General features: G+C 45.5%; 13 protein-coding genes and 1 rRNA gene. All 14 read right to left on the bottom strand.

What is annotated here, in order from left to right:
* Window positions 1–291 precede the first annotated feature (291 nt).
* The 14 genes from AC0VZ9_RS00480 to AC0VZ9_RS00415 all read right to left on the bottom strand — a co-directional run bounded on the left by AC0VZ9_RS00480 (window position 292) and on the right by AC0VZ9_RS00415 (window position 14,362).
* Window positions 292–1,841, bottom strand: a 16S ribosomal RNA gene (locus AC0VZ9_RS00480).
* A 386-nt stretch (window positions 1,842–2,227) separates the two neighbouring features.
* Window positions 2,228–3,727, bottom strand: a complete 1,500-nt coding sequence (gene lysS, locus AC0VZ9_RS00475; protein ID WP_475397490.1) for a lysine--tRNA ligase — start codon at window positions 3,725–3,727, stop codon at window positions 2,228–2,230.
* 201 nt (window positions 3,728–3,928) lie between these two features.
* Window positions 3,929–4,930 (bottom strand): tRNA dihydrouridine synthase DusB, encoded by a 1,002-nt coding sequence (dusB, locus tag AC0VZ9_RS00470; RefSeq protein WP_009336626.1) that lies wholly within the window; start codon window positions 4,928–4,930, stop codon window positions 3,929–3,931.
* Between the two features lie 36 nt (window positions 4,931–4,966).
* Entirely contained in the window at window positions 4,967–5,182 is a 216-nt protein-coding gene (locus tag AC0VZ9_RS00465) for a helix-turn-helix domain-containing protein (RefSeq protein WP_009336627.1), read from the bottom strand.
* Window positions 5,134–5,661 (bottom strand): 2-amino-4-hydroxy-6-hydroxymethyldihydropteridine diphosphokinase, encoded by a 528-nt coding sequence (gene folK, locus AC0VZ9_RS00460; RefSeq protein WP_009336628.1) that lies wholly within the window; start codon window positions 5,659–5,661, stop codon window positions 5,134–5,136. The genes AC0VZ9_RS00465 and folK overlap by 49 nt, the downstream gene beginning before the upstream one ends.
* Complete coding sequence (gene folB / locus AC0VZ9_RS00455) at window positions 5,658–6,020, bottom strand: dihydroneopterin aldolase (RefSeq protein ID WP_009336629.1); 363 nt, start codon at window positions 6,018–6,020, stop codon at window positions 5,658–5,660. The genes folK and folB overlap by 4 nt, the downstream gene beginning before the upstream one ends.
* Window positions 6,013–6,849 carry a dihydropteroate synthase gene (gene folP, locus AC0VZ9_RS00450; protein ID WP_009336630.1) on the bottom strand — a complete coding sequence of 279 codons (837 nt, stop codon included), beginning with the start codon at window positions 6,847–6,849 and terminating at the stop codon, window positions 6,013–6,015. The genes folB and folP overlap by 8 nt, the downstream gene beginning before the upstream one ends.
* Before the next feature lie 11 nt (window positions 6,850–6,860).
* Window positions 6,861–7,718, bottom strand: a complete 858-nt coding sequence (gene pabC, locus AC0VZ9_RS00445) for an aminodeoxychorismate lyase (protein WP_475396966.1) — start codon at window positions 7,716–7,718, stop codon at window positions 6,861–6,863.
* Window positions 7,719–7,720: 2 nt separating this feature from the next.
* Window positions 7,721–8,314, bottom strand: a complete 594-nt coding sequence (gene pabA, locus AC0VZ9_RS00440) for an aminodeoxychorismate/anthranilate synthase component II (protein ID WP_009336632.1) — start codon at window positions 8,312–8,314, stop codon at window positions 7,721–7,723.
* Entirely contained in the window at window positions 8,311–9,726 is a 1,416-nt protein-coding gene (gene pabB, locus AC0VZ9_RS00435; RefSeq protein WP_475396965.1) for an aminodeoxychorismate synthase, component I, read from the bottom strand. The genes pabA and pabB overlap by 4 nt, the downstream gene beginning before the upstream one ends.
* Window positions 9,727–10,285: 559 nt before the next feature.
* Window positions 10,286–11,215, bottom strand: coding sequence for a cysteine synthase A (gene cysK, locus AC0VZ9_RS00430; RefSeq protein ID WP_009336634.1), 930 nt, complete (start codon window positions 11,213–11,215; stop codon window positions 10,286–10,288).
* A 194-nt stretch (window positions 11,216–11,409) separates the two neighbouring features.
* Window positions 11,410–12,276 carry a peptidyl-prolyl cis-trans isomerase gene (locus AC0VZ9_RS00425; protein WP_009336635.1) on the bottom strand — a complete coding sequence of 289 codons (867 nt, stop codon included), beginning with the start codon at window positions 12,274–12,276 and terminating at the stop codon, window positions 11,410–11,412.
* A 210-nt stretch (window positions 12,277–12,486) separates the two neighbouring features.
* The gene (gene hslO / locus AC0VZ9_RS00420; RefSeq protein ID WP_009336636.1) at window positions 12,487–13,365 is read right to left on the bottom strand and encodes an Hsp33 family molecular chaperone HslO; all 879 of its coding nucleotides are present in this window, start codon (window positions 13,363–13,365) and stop codon (window positions 12,487–12,489) included.
* Between the two features lie 217 nt (window positions 13,366–13,582).
* On the bottom strand, window positions 13,583–14,362 hold the full coding sequence (locus AC0VZ9_RS00415; RefSeq protein WP_026041723.1) for a type III pantothenate kinase: 780 nt from the start codon (window positions 14,360–14,362) through the stop codon (window positions 13,583–13,585).
* Window positions 14,363–14,619: the final 257 nt, after the last annotated feature.

The following is a 14,619-nucleotide window of genomic DNA, read 5'->3' as shown; positions in this document are numbered from 1 at the left end:
CGACTGCGGATCTCTGCGTCAGCTCTCTCGCTCCGCTCCTCACGTACTGAAGTACGCTCCGGTGCTCACTCGGTCGCTTCCTTGATCTCCTTGCCGCTCATCGTCCTCATGGTTTGTGCTCTTACTTCGTTTTAAAACAAAAATAAGAGAAAAAAACTAAGATGGCGATTACTCGGTTATTGCTTCTTCATTAACATTATCTAGTTTTCAAAGAACGAATCTTTCATTGAGAGATTGAACTCTCAAAACTGAACGAACAAAACACGTCACGTTTCATGTAAATATCCTTAGAAAGGAGGTGATCCAGCCGCACCTTCCGATACGGCTACCTTGTTACGACTTCACCCCAATCATCTGTCCCACCTTAGGCGGCTGGCTCCAAAAGGTTACCCCACCGACTTCGGGTGTTACAAACTCTCGTGGTGTGACGGGCGGTGTGTACAAGGCCCGGGAACGTATTCACCGCGGCATGCTGATCCGCGATTACTAGCGATTCCGGCTTCATGCAGGCGAGTTGCAGCCTGCAATCCGAACTGAGAATGGTTTTATGGGATTCGCTTAACCTCGCGGTCTCGCAGCCCTTTGTACCATCCATTGTAGCACGTGTGTAGCCCAGGTCATAAGGGGCATGATGATTTGACGTCATCCCCACCTTCCTCCGGTTTGTCACCGGCAGTCACCTTAGAGTGCCCAACTGAATGCTGGCAACTAAGATCAAGGGTTGCGCTCGTTGCGGGACTTAACCCAACATCTCACGACACGAGCTGACGACAACCATGCACCACCTGTCATCCTGTCCCCCGAAGGGGAACGCCCTATCTCTATGGTTGTCAGGAGATGTCAAGACCTGGTAAGGTTCTTCGCGTTGCTTCGAATTAAACCACATGCTCCACCGCTTGTGCGGGCCCCCGTCAATTCCTTTGAGTTTCAGCCTTGCGGCCGTACTCCCCAGGCGGAGTGCTTAATGCGTTTGCTGCAGCACTAAAGGGCGGAAACCCTCTAACACTTAGCACTCATCGTTTACGGCGTGGACTACCAGGGTATCTAATCCTGTTTGCTCCCCACGCTTTCGCGCCTCAGCGTCAGTTACAGACCAAAGAGTCGCCTTCGCCACTGGTGTTCCTCCACATCTCTACGCATTTCACCGCTACACGTGGAATTCCACTCTTCTCTTCTGCACTCAAGTTCCCCAGTTTCCAATGACCCTCCCCGGTTGAGCCGGGGGCTTTCACATCAGACTTAAGGAACCGCCTGCGCGCGCTTTACGCCCAATAATTCCGGACAACGCTTGCCACCTACGTATTACCGCGGCTGCTGGCACGTAGTTAGCCGTGGCTTTCTGGTTAGGTACCGTCAAGGTACCGGCAGTTACTCCGGTACTTGTTCTTCCCTAACAACAGAGTTTTACGATCCGAAAACCTTCATCACTCACGCGGCGTTGCTCCGTCAGACTTTCGTCCATTGCGGAAGATTCCCTACTGCTGCCTCCCGTAGGAGTCTGGGCCGTGTCTCAGTCCCAGTGTGGCCGATCACCCTCTCAGGTCGGCTACGCATCGTTGCCTTGGTGAGCCGTTACCTCACCAACTAGCTAATGCGCCGCGGGCCCATCTGTAAGTGATAGCCGAAACCATCTTTCAGCTTTCCCTCATGTGAGGGAAAGAATTATCCGGTATTAGCCCCGGTTTCCCGGAGTTATCCCAGTCTTACAGGCAGGTTGCCCACGTGTTACTCACCCGTCCGCCGCTGACTTCAGGGAGCAAGCTCCCATCTGTCCGCTCGACTTGCATGTATTAGGCACGCCGCCAGCGTTCGTCCTGAGCCAGGATCAAACTCTCCATATAAGAGTTGATTAAGCTCATAAGTTGTCTTTTCAAAAAAGACTAAAGATTTAACGTTGACGTTTTTGTTCGTTCAGTTTTCAAAGATCAATCCGCCGCTCAAAGGCGACTTTATTATATTATCAGATTCGACCACCTGAGTCAATAACTTTTTTTAAAATCTTTTTTGTAAGTCGCTGTCTCGCAGCAACGAATATAAATATATCACCTTGCAGGACAACATGCAATATGTTTTTTTCTTTTTTATCCGCAAAAAAGAAAGAAAAAATATTCTCATTATTCTGCTCGGGAAAAAGTATCATTTATGCAGATTTTACGTCCCCAAATCCTTTATATAAAACAAAAAAAAAGACAGAGTACGTACTGTACTCTGCCTGATTTTATTAATTTTAACGATGGCGCATTAACGGGAATAACAGAACATCTCTAATAGAAGGAGAGTTTGTCAGCAGCATAACAAGGCGGTCGATTCCGATGCCAAGTCCTCCAGTTGGCGGCATGCCGTATTCAAGAGCTTCAATGAAGTCGTCATCCATCATATGAGCTTCATCATTGCCCTCTTCACGTTCTTTAAGCTGTGCTTCAAAACGCTCGCGCTGGTCAATCGGATCATTCAGCTCAGTGAAAGCATTCGCATGCTCTCGGGCTACAATGAATAATTCAAATCGATCAGTAAAGCGTGGATCTTCTTCATTTTTCTTCGCAAGCGGTGAAATCTCGACAGGATGGCCATAGATGAATGTAGGCTGAATTAATTTCTCTTCAACCTTCTGCTCGAAGAATTCGTTAACAATATGTCCATACTCCATATTGTCTTTGATTTCAACACCGTGTTCTTTGGCTAGCTGCTGTGCTTCTTCCTTGCTTGTTTCTTTCCAAAAGTCTACCCCTGTATATTCCTTAATGGCATCTACCATATGGAGCCTTTTCCATTCAGGCTTAAGATCCACTTCATACTCACCGTATTGCACAGAAGTTGTTCCGAGAACTTCTTGGGCAATGTGGGCAATAAGGTTTTCTGTCAGGCTCATGATATCTCTATAGTCAGCATAAGCCTCGTACAATTCAATCATAGTGAATTCAGGATTGTGCCGTGTAGATACACCTTCATTACGGAATACCCGGCCAATTTCATACACTTTTTCAAGGCCGCCCACAATCAGGCGCTTCAGGTGAAGCTCAATCGCGATACGCATATAAAGTTCCATATCCAGCGCATTATGATGAGTGATAAATGGTCGTGCAGATGCCCCCCCTGCAATGGAATGCATCATAGGTGTTTCAACTTCAAGGTAGCCATGACTGTCAAGGTAGCGGCGCATGGATTGGATAATGCGGCTTCTCGTGATGAAAGTCTGTTTGCTTTCCTCACTCATAATTAGATCCAGGTAACGCTGGCGGTAACGCTGCTCAACGTCTTTAAGACCGTGGAACTTATCCGGAAGAGGACGCAGGGATTTTGTCAGAAGGTCAAATTCCTGCGCTTTAACAGACAATTCGCCTACCTTTGTTTTAAAGAGCGTACCGCTGACCCCAATGATATCTCCCAGGTCGGCAGAATCGAAGATTGCATAGTTCTCTTCCCCAACTGCATCTTTGCGGATGTAGATTTGAATTTGTCCTGATAGATCTTGTATATGAGCGAATCCAGCTTTCCCTTTTCCGCGCTTTGTCATAATACGGCCTGCCAGAGTGACAGAAACATTCTTTTCTTCAATTTCTTCTTTTTCAAGCTCACCGTACTGCTCTATTAATTCTTTGCTTTGGTGTGAACGGTCGAAACGTTTCCCGAAAGGATCCATTCCCTGTTCGCGCAAGCTGTTCATTTTCTCGCGTCTTACTTTTAACTGGTCATTTAATTCTTCATGACTCTGGCTCACTGAAATCATCTCCATTTTGTAAATCTTTTTATGTACGCACAATTCTGCGATCCTTCAAAAATGTATATCTCTATTATTTTACACAAAGTGAGTAAATCAGACATCCTAAATATTTAAATAGAATAAAAACTGCCAGTTCATGCACTGGCAGTTTCCTTTTATCAAAAGTATTATAGGCAAAGAAAGACTGCCTGTCAAACTTTACGCAGCTTATCCTGCCTGTATCTGGCTTCTTTCCTTTTCTTCTGCATCGATCACTAAAGCGTTCAGCAATGTAACAAGATCTTCTCTCGTATCACATTCGTTGACCGCATTGCGGACTTTCGCATTGCCGCGGATACCTTTAAGGTACCACGCTGTATGCTTTCTCATTTCACGGACAGCGATAAATTCACCTTTTAATGAAATCAGGCGGTCGAGGTGAAGAATGCACACATCAATCTTCTCGCGTATAGAAGGCTCACCCATTAATTCACCTGTCTCAAGGTATTTGACTGTGCGGTAAATCATCCATGGGTTTCCTAGTGCAGCACGCCCGATCATGACACCGTCACAGCCTGTTTCGTCCAGCATGCGCTTGGCATCCTCCGGTGTCTGCACATCACCATTTCCGATAAGCGGAATGTTAATGCTCTGCTTCACTTCGCGGATGATATCCCAGTTTGCTTTCCCTTCATACATTTGGACACGCGTACGTCCATGAAGGGCTACAGCTTTACCGCCTGCGCGTTCAACAGCTTGAGCGTTTCTTACAGCATAAATGTGATCTTCATCCCAGCCCATGCGCATTTTCACAGTAACAGGCTTTTCAACAGCGTCCGTTACAACCGAAACCATTTCATAAATTTTATCCGGGTCAAGGAGCCACTTGGCACCTGCATCACATTTGGTGATTTTAGGGACAGGGCATCCCATGTTAATGTCGATGATATCTGCATTTGTATTTTTATCTACAAATTTCGCCGCTTCTACAAGCGTTTCTTTTTCGCCTCCGAAAATTTGCAGGCTTAGCGGCTTTTCTCTTTCATCAATATAGAGCATGTTCATGGTTTTTTCGTTTTTAGTGACAATCCCTTTGTCGCTGACCATCTCAGCACATACGAGACCGGCACCGAATTCTTTTACAGTCAGACGGAAAGCCGAGTTGCACACTCCGGCCATCGGAGCCAGTACAACACGGTTTTTCAGATCGATATCTCCAATTTTGAACATGATTGCACCTCCTTTTAAATCATTCAAACGTATATATTATTCGTGCTCCTGCCTGGGAGCCAATTCTTCCTGTGTTATGTTAAGCGCCAGTGCAATCTGCTCAATTAAAGCCGGTGCAGGCATGCGGTTTCCTCTTTCAATTTCACCTAATATCGAAACCGATACACCGAGCTCTCTCGCAAATCCTTCTTGCGTAAATCCTTTTAACTTTCGAAAAGCGCGAATACGTCTTCCCCATTTTTCTGCTTCCATATCCGTACTCCCTCTCTGTCAGGTATATCTTCCAGTATTGAAATTAAGGGCCTCTCCATCTTCGGAAGCCTGATGCTGGAATCAACCTCTAAAAGAGGAACAAGGACAAATGCTCTTTCATGCATCCGAGGATGAGGAACAATAAGCTTCTCTGTTTCAATATTTTCGTGATTATACAGCAAAATGTCAAGGTCTATTGTCCGGGGGCCCCAATGGATTTCCCTTTTTCTCCCAAGTTTTAATTCTATATCAAGGCATGCATCCAGCAATTTAAAGGGATTTAATCCTGTAGAAATTTGGATCGCCATATTTAAGAATTGTTCTTGATCTTCATACCCAACCGGGTCGGTTTCGTAAATAGATGAAGTATTTACCACTTGGGTATCCGGAAGCTGATCAATCAGCTCAATGGCTTCCTTCAAGTGTTCAAACCGGCTGCCGATGTTTGAGCCGAGTGCAATAAAAGCGGTATTCTTCATGATCTGCCTCTCGTAATTTCAACAGCAACTGATTGATAGTGGCCAGGAATGGGCGGATCAGGCTTGATTACTTTGACAGTCAGCTGCAGAATCAGCGGAAAACGCGAAAGAAGTTCTGCCGCCAGCTTTTCTGCTACAGCTTCAACCAGCTTATAAGGCTTTCCTTCCACAACCTCTTTGCAGACTGCATACAGCTCGCCATAGTTAATGGAGTCATCAAGATTATCTGTCTCCCCGGCTTTTTTCAGATCTGCTTCCACGGTAAGGTCCACAGCAAAGCGCTGGCCAAGCCTCGTTTCTTCCTGAAAAACACCGTGGTAGCCATAAAACTCCATTCGGTTTACATAGATTTTATCCATTGTATTCACCTTTTCCCATTAAAGCGTCCATCATTTTAGCCATTCGGCTCATTTCCTTTACATCATGGATGCGGATCATCTGACATCCTTTTTGGATGCCGTAGCAAACTGTGGCCCCTGTTCCTTCCGTTCTTTCTTCTACCGGAAGGTCCAGGATGGTTCCGATCATCCGCTTTTTCGATGTTCCAAGCAGCACGGGATACCCAACGGCAACAAGCTTGTCCAAATCTCTCATCATTTGCAGGTTATAATTTAAGTCTTTGGCAAAACCGATGCCCGGGTCAAGGATAATCTTCTCGTCCTTAACACCGGCTGACTTTACAAGCGTGATGCTTTCATACAGATCATTCAAGACATCACGGAAAAATGAAGTGTATTCCATATCTTTGCGGTTATGCATTAAGATAATCGGCGCTTCCGTTTCCGCCGCGACGGAAGCCATCTGAGGATCCGCTTTGGCACCCCAGACATCATTGATAATATGAGCCCCGGCTCCAATGGCCTGCCTGGCGACTTCAGCTTTATAGGTATCAATTGATATTGGAACATCTACTTCCTTTGATATCGCCTCAATGACAGGAAGAACACGCTTCAGCTCTTCGTCTTCAGGCACCGGATCAAATCCCGGACGGGTTGATTCTCCCCCGACATCAATAATATCCGCTCCATTTTCAACCATTGCCAGAGCATGCTTGACTGCCAGATCCTGATGACTGTATTTGCCTCCATCCGAGAAGGAGTCTGGCGTTGCATTCAAAATCCCCATTACAATGGTTTTCTTTCCGTAATCCAACGTATACGGTCCACACTGAATTGTTGTTTTAGACATTATGAATCCTCCTACAGTTCATTCCTGCTCCATAAGTATTCACAGTGGTATTCATAGTGAATCTGGAGCTCTCTTGTTTTCTTGCCGGAAAGCCCTGGCATGGGATGGCCATCAAACATGCAAATCGGTACAATTTCCTGAATGGAGTTCGTTATAAAAACTTCATCTGCCCCAACTATAGCTTCCGGCCTATACATGCCTTCCTGGACATTCATCCCCAGTTTCTCTGCAAGCCTCATCACAAATCTTCGGGTAATGCCGTTAAGTATGCCAGTATCAAGCGAGGGCGTAAATAAATGGCCTCCATTAATCCAGAATAGATTCGAAGTGACCCCTTCGGCCAAAAAGCCTTCCTTTGTCAAAAATAACCCTTCTATGCCAGGGTCGTTTCCCGCTTCTTTTTTAGCCAGAATGTTATTTAAATAATGATGGGACTTCAGGCGTTCTGCCCCTTCGGGTGTATTGCGGGGAATCTTCAGCAGCACTGCCTGCTTTTCTGCGCCCGTATTCCTTGAAGAAAGCGGTTTGCAGAAAAGAATCGTATTCGGGTTTGTGTACGGAGCTGTCTGAAGGCCAATCTCCCCGTTTCCCGCTGACACATTCATCCGGATATAGGCATTCTTATAACCGTTTCTTTCAAGCAGCATCTCCAGCGCTCCAAGCACTTGTTCTCTTTTATAACTCGCATTGATATTCAGAACTTCCAGACTCCAATTCAGCCGTTCCAGATGATCATCCAGCAAAAAGGGATGACCATTATAGACACGGAATGTTTCGAACAGCCCCATACCATATAAAAAACCATGATCAAAAGGAGAAACCCTGGCCTCCTCTTTTATGATAACTTCACCATTCATGTATATAAACAAGGTTAAATCCCCTCTGTCTGCAGTAAAGCTTTGTAATGCTGAATAAAATTCTGAAGGAGTTCCTTTCCGGCCGTCGTCATAATCGATTCCGGATGGAATTGGACACCTTCCAAAGGGAGCTCCTTATGGCGAATGGCCATAATTTCCCCTTCAGCTGTCCAGGCCGAGACCTCAAGGCAAGCTGGCAGAGTCTCCTTTTTTACAATCAGCGAATGGTAGCGGGTGGCAGGAAACGGATTGGGCAAGCCCTTAAAAATTGTTTTCCCATCATGAAAAATTTCGGAGGTTTTTCCATGCATGAGCCGCTCGGCCTGCACAACATCACCACCGAATACTTGAGCAATCGATTGATGTCCCAGACAAACGCCAAAAACAGGGATTTTGCCTGCAAAAGCTTCAATAGCTTTCAGACTGATGCCGGCTTCATTCGGGCTGCACGGCCCCGGAGAGATCATTAGGAACTTCGGCTGCAAACTGCCTATTTCAGATATAGAGGTTTCATCGTTTCTTTTTACAACCAGCTCTTCGCCTAATTCACCGAGATACTGTACGAGATTATACGTAAAAGAGTCGTAATTATCGATCATATAAATCATAGCTGATCCCCTTTTGCCTGTTCTGCAAGTTCTTTTGCTTTCCAAAGAGCAATTGCTTTTTTCAGCGACTCTTTGTATTCACTTTTAGGATTGGAGTCAATAACAATGCCGGCACCAGCCTGCACATGGGCCTGTCCTTCTTTAACAAGCATGGTCCGGATGATAATATTCAGTTCCAGGTCGCCGCTGAAATTGATCCAGCCAAGAGAGCCGGTGTATGGGCCCCTTGTGACCGGTTCAAGTTCTTCAATGATTTCCATGGTCCTTACCTTTGGCGCTCCTGTAATGGTCCCTCCCGGAAATACAGCGTCGATGATATCAACAGCATTCTTCCCGTCTGCCAGCTCTCCTTTTACATTGGAGACAATATGCATCACATGTGAGTATTTTTCAATGACCATGAACTCATCCACTGTAACGGTACCATATTTGCAGACTCTTCCAAGGTCATTTCGCTCCAGATCGACCAGCATCACGTGCTCTGCGCGCTCTTTCTCATTTTCAATCAGTTCACTGGCGAGTTTGAGGTCCTCCTCATGGTCCTTCCCGCGGGATCTTGTCCCGGCAATCGGCCGCGTGCTGACGGTGTTTCCTTTTTTCTTAATCAGCAGTTCCGGGGATCCGCTTACAAGCTGGTATCCCGGAGTGTGAAAATACCCCATGTACGGAGAAGGGTTTAACACTCTCAGCTGCTCGTATACCTCCATTGCCTGAATATGAATTGGGCGGCTTTGGCGTACCGAGAGATTTACCTGAAAGACATCTCCCTGTGAAATATACTCCTGAATACTCCTGACGGCAGCCATGAATTCTTCTTCATTCATGGATACACCCAGTGTATTTTCAGCCTGATTGTATTCCGCTTTCGCAGAAGGCTCCTCACTTTCATTCTTCCATCTCTGCTCCCAATTCTCTGCCCATTCCCCAATCGAGTGCTCTTCCCCTTTTTCGTATAAGAAAATCAGCCAGAGCTCTTTGGTTTCATGGTCAAAGACAAAGCATTCTTTATAAATGAAAAAATGAATATCAGGTATCTGCAGATCATCTTGAGCCTCATTTGGAAGCTTTTCGATATAACGCGCGTAATCATAGCTGATAAACCCTATTGCTCCTCCCTGAAAGTCAGGAAGTTCATCGAGCTTATCTGCTTTATATTGATTAAGCCATTCCTGCATCAAATGAAGGGGGTTGCCTTCCAGCACCTGTTTTTCGCCGTCTCTCAAAATTTCAAGTTCTGAATTTTTGCCTGTTAAAATAGCTTCCGGCTCAAAGGCTGCGATACTGTACCTGCCGCCACGTCCGCTTTCGAGCAGAACATGATGCGCCAATCCCTCCGACAGCGAGCGGTATTGGCGGAAAAACCGATTATATGTATAAGGTATTTTTTTGGCATGGATGTGAAGCTGCTTCAATGATTGTCACCCCTATATATTTCTCTTTTTTCATCATACATGATGTAGGGCATGCTTTCATAATTTTTATTATACGAAACAAAAGCGGAAGCGCCTTGCCCGCGAAAGATGGCAGACTAAGAACGCCCACGTCCTGTGGCAACGTCTGCATAACCCGCATCCTCCAAAAAGCTGTCGATGTTTATGCTGATGAAGCCTTCCTTGTCCTGCGGGCCTCAGGCAAAAGACGATTCCTGTAAGAAGGTTCTTTTTTCTGAAAGGAAATGGTTTAGACCTGAGAGTCCCCAGGAGCCGAAACAAGACAAACCGAATTGTGGTGGCGGCTGCCCAGAGACGACAAGCATAAGACGAGCCTTGCAAGAAGGTGTTCTTTCCTTCTGGAAAGGATTGGCTTATGTCTCGAGTCCCTAAGGAGCTGAAACTAGACAAGCTTGTGACCTCGAGGGGGTAGGCGCTGGAGCTAGATGCAGACACTCTTCCACAGAGTTATTTACATCGTTCAATTTTGCAGTCGCCCCATACAAAAAAACAGCGGTCATTGGAGACCGCTGTCATATCATTATTCAGCTTCAAATTGGTATAAAGGAGTACTTAAATAACGCTCGCCGTTACTTGGGATAATCGCCAGAACTTTTTTCCCTTTTCCAAGCTCTTTGGCAACTTTTAGGGCCGCACTGATCGCCGCACCAGAGGAAATGCCTCCTAGGATTCCTTCTTCCTTGGCCGCGCGGCGGGCATATTCAAATGCCTCATCGTTTGTAATTTGAATCACTTCATCATAAATCTTTGTATCCAGGGTATCCGGTACAAATCCTGCTCCAATGCCCTGGATTTTATGAGGACCCGGCTTTCCGCCTGATAGTACAGGAGAATCGGTTGGTTCAACTGCGTAAATTTTGATGTTTTTATATTTTTCTTTAAGCACTTGGCCGGCACCTGTAATCGTTCCGCCTGTACCGATTCCGGATATGAATGCATCCAGCTGGTCGCCCATCTGCTCTGTAATTTCAGGTCCTGTTGTTAAACGGTGAATTTCAGGGTTCGCAGGGTTTTCAAACTGCTGAGGCACGAAATAGCCATTTTCCTTTGCCAGTTCCTGCGCCTTGCGGATCGCACCGCCCATTCCTTCCGGTCCAGGTGTGAGTACAAGGTCGGCCCCGTAAGCACGAAGTAAATTTCGGCGCTCCATACTCATCGTCTCCGGCATGACAAGAACCGCTTTATAGCCTTTTGCTGCTGCAATCATCGCTAATCCGATTCCTGTATTTCCACTTGTCGGTTCAATAATGGTATCACCTGGTTTAAGGCTTCCATCTTTCTCTGCGGCAGTGATCATTGCCAGGGCAATACGGTCTTTTACGCTGCTTCCAGGATTCATGTACTCCAATTTCAGATAAACATCTGCACTATTATCATCAACTAAACGGTTTAGTTTCACAATTGGCGTCTGGCCAACAAGGTCTGCAATCGAATTTGCTACACGTACCATTTCCCCACTCCTCATTTCCGACTATTTTTATTGGTTTAATACAAATTTACCAATTCCCAATGGGAATGTCAATGAATTTGATTGCTATTTAAAAGAAAATTCATACTTTTGTCATTATATTTAAACTACCCACTTTTATACATGATACTCAATGTATACAGAAAAAAACACGGAAATCACTCCGTGCTTTTTATTTACTGCTCACCGTAAAACCACTCGACCTCTGCTTCTTTCCAAAAGGGCTTTGCAGAGACAGGAACATCCATCTGCTCAAGAGCGATCTGGCGGCGAATCATGCTCTTCACTTCTTTAAAGGAATAATTTTCTCCCTTTAAATGCTCATGGAGCATTACAACGGCATATCCATTTTCCGTTTTAATCGGCTTGGTCCACTTGCCGGGCTTAAGGGTTTTAACCTGTTCAAAGACTTCTGCCGGTATATGTTCATCATCTTCACTGACATACCCTGCATTCCCCCCCAGGCTGGCGGTAAATTCATCGATCGACCGTTCCATCGCAAGCACAGAGAAGCTCGAGCCTTCATCCAGCTCCTTCAATGTCTGTTCCGCTTCTTCTTTTGTTTTAACGATAATCTGAGAGATGTGATAAGTGTCCGGAACTTGGAACTGACTGCTGTTTTGCTCATAGTAGCTTTTCATTTCTTCTTCAGAGACGGAGACATCGGCAGTCAGCAGTTCTTCAAGAATAAGGTTATTTTTGATTTGCCTGCGCCACTTGTCTTCGCTCATCTCATCGGTGAAATTGCCGCCGTACATGGTCTTGACCATTTTCAGTTCAAGATCTACAGCCTTTTCAGAGACCTTCACCCCGTATTTTTCCCCTGCTTCTTCAATGACCTTCTGATCAATTAATTCACTTAATGTGCTTTTTCCGTATTTTGTTTCCATCTCACTCATCCATTCCTGGCGAGTGATTTTATCTCCCCCGACTTTTGCTACTGCTTCCCCGCTGCCATCGCCTTTAAATAGCAAAAAGGCCAATGTGATTAGGTTCAGCAGCACCAAACCGGCAATAATCATAAAAAGCTGTCTCTTTTCCAAGTGCTCCTCCCCCTAAGAAAAGCGCAAGCGCCTTGCACATCACCCGACACCTCGAGGGGGCAGGCGCTGGAGCTAGACAATTCTCGAAGTTCAAAGATATGAATTTTAATAATACAATTAGCCCAAGAGCCGCGCTATCCGAACCTCAGCGGCCTTACTTTCAGGAGCCTAAAAGATGCAGGCAGACAGACGCTTTAGCAATTTCAATTATTACTTTACTTCGTTCTTTAATTCTTCGAGTTCTTCTTTAGTGTAGTGGTATTTCTCGTTGCAGAAATGGCAGGATGCTTCTGCCTGGCCATCTTCATCGATCATCTGCTGAATTTCCTCTTCACCCAGACTTATAATCGCATTGGCAAAACGCTCTTTTGAACATGTACAAGTAAAGGAGACAGGAAGCTTTTCAAGGAACTTCACATTGTCTTTGCCAAGGATTGTTTCCAGTAGCTCTTCAGGCGTTAATCCCTGCTGAATTAATTTGGATACAGGCGGAATTTCTTTCAGTCTGTTCTCAATTAATGTAATCGTCTCTTCATCAGTTCCCGGCATAAGCTGCAGAATGAATCCCCCAGCAGCAAGAATGGAATTGTCAGGATTAACAAGAACACCCACTCCGACGGAAGAAGGCACTTGTTCAGAAGTAACAAAGTAATATGTGAAATCATCTCCAAGTTCTCCAGAAATCAGCGGAACCTGTCCTGTGAAGTGCTCTCTCATTCCAATATCCTTCACGACAGTCAGCGTCCCTTCAGTGCCGACCGCGCGGCGCACGTCAAGCTTGCCCTGCTCATTAAGATCGAAGTGCGTCTGCGGGTTTGTTACATAGCCGCGCACCTCTCCCTTAGCATTGCTGTCTACAAGGATGGCGCCAATTGGGCCGCCGCCTTCGATTTTGATAGTCAGCTTGTTATCGCCCTTCAGCATGGCGCCCATCATGACGCCCGCCGTCATGGATCTTCCTAATGCGGCTGAAGCGGTTGGCCATGTATAATGCCTGCGCTGGCCCTCTCCAACTGTTTCGGTAGTGCGAGATGCATAGGCACGGACTTGTCCATCATATGCAAGTGCTTTTACTAAATAATCGCTCATTTTTTTCTCCTTTCTACGAAAAGCGGAAGCGCCTTGCCCACCCCCGACAAGCACAAGCCGAGCCTCGCCGAAAGACGTTCTTAGCCTTTGGGGAGGATTGGCTAGTGACCTAGAGGGGGTAGGCGCTGGAGCTAGACAATTTTCGAGTTCAAAAAGTTTACATTTACTTATCTTCCAGAAAACCGCTTATAATGTCAGCGGCTTTTTAAGCTACGTCCTATTTTTTTATGGTTTCCATATTTCGTTTATAAATAATCTGCAAACCCTTTAAAGTTAAAAATGGATCCACGACATCAATGATATCCGATTCCTGCGCAATTAAACCTGCGAGACCCCCAGTGGCAATGACAGTAGGTTTTTGCGATGCCTGATCTTTCATTCTTTTTACTATACCTTCAACCTGGCCAACATAACCGTATAAAATCCCAGCCTGCATGGCAGATACAGTATTCTTCCCGACAATATGATCAGGACGGGCAATTTCTATTCTTGGAAGCTTGGCGGCACGTGAGTAAAGAGCCTCGGTCGAGATTCCAATTCCCGGGGCAATTGCGCCACCCATATATTGCTTATTTTCATTGATATAGCAATAGGTAGTGGCTGTTCCAAAATCGACAATGACTAACGGGCTTCCATATTCATGAATGGCTGCTATTGCATTGACGATGCGGTCTGCACCTACTTCTCTCGGATTTTCATATTTGATGTTTAAGCCTGTTTTGATTCCAGGACCCACGACAAGGGGCTTAACATGGAAGTATTTCTGGCACATTCTTTCAAGCGAAAACATGATTGGAGGCACTACAGAGGAAATGATAATGCCATCTATATCTGAAAAGGAAAGATTCACATGCTCAAACAGAGACTTCACAATCATTCCGTATTCATCTTCTGTTTTATTCCGGTTGGTTTCAATTCGCCAATGATGCTTTAATTCATCTTGATCATAGACACCCAGAACGATATTCGTATTTCCTACGTCGAAAACAAAGATCAACATTCTCACCACTTTATGATTATTGACTTTTTATCATAAATTGTTGTTACTTATATTTTGCCCGTTGAATTCAGCACGGGGCACTTGCTTTTCGCGGGGAAAAATGAAGCCTTCGGGGTCTTCCACTTCTCTCCCGCAGGACATTGAGTAAGACTCCTTGAATTAGCACCGCACAAAGAAAATACGGAAGCATTTTCGAGGATCAAGCACCCTCCGCTGCAATCAACTCAGCAAATTAAAATAAGTTTGCAGTTGAG

Source organism: Cytobacillus sp. QJM3NY_8 (genome assembly GCF_056173585.1).
The sequence above is the reverse complement of the archived record's forward strand: the minus strand, read 5'-3'. Positions and strand labels throughout refer to the sequence as shown.

Excerpts from the sequence above, each read along its gene's own strand:
- lysS (WP_475397490.1), bottom strand. The coding sequence starts at position 3,727 with ATGATTTCAGTGAGCCAGAGTCATGAAGAATTAAATGACCAGTTAAAA.
- dusB (WP_009336626.1), bottom strand. The coding sequence starts at position 4,930 with ATGTTCAAAATTGGAGATATCGATCTGAAAAACCGTGTTGTACTGGCT.
- AC0VZ9_RS00465 (WP_009336627.1), bottom strand. The coding sequence starts at position 5,182 with ATGGAAGCAGAAAAATGGGGAAGACGTATTCGCGCTTTTCGAAAGTTA.
- folK (WP_009336628.1), bottom strand. The coding sequence starts at position 5,661 with ATGAAGAATACCGCTTTTATTGCACTCGGCTCAAACATCGGCAGCCGG.
- folB (WP_009336629.1), bottom strand. The coding sequence starts at position 6,020 with ATGGATAAAATCTATGTAAACCGAATGGAGTTTTATGGCTACCACGGT.
- folP (WP_009336630.1), bottom strand. The coding sequence starts at position 6,849 with ATGTCTAAAACAACAATTCAGTGTGGACCGTATACGTTGGATTACGGA.
- pabA (WP_009336632.1), bottom strand. The coding sequence starts at position 8,314 with ATGATTTATATGATCGATAATTACGACTCTTTTACGTATAATCTCGTA.
- cysK (WP_009336634.1), bottom strand. The coding sequence starts at position 11,215 with ATGGTACGTGTAGCAAATTCGATTGCAGACCTTGTTGGCCAGACGCCA.
- hslO (WP_009336636.1), bottom strand. The coding sequence starts at position 13,365 with ATGAGCGATTATTTAGTAAAAGCACTTGCATATGATGGACAAGTCCGT.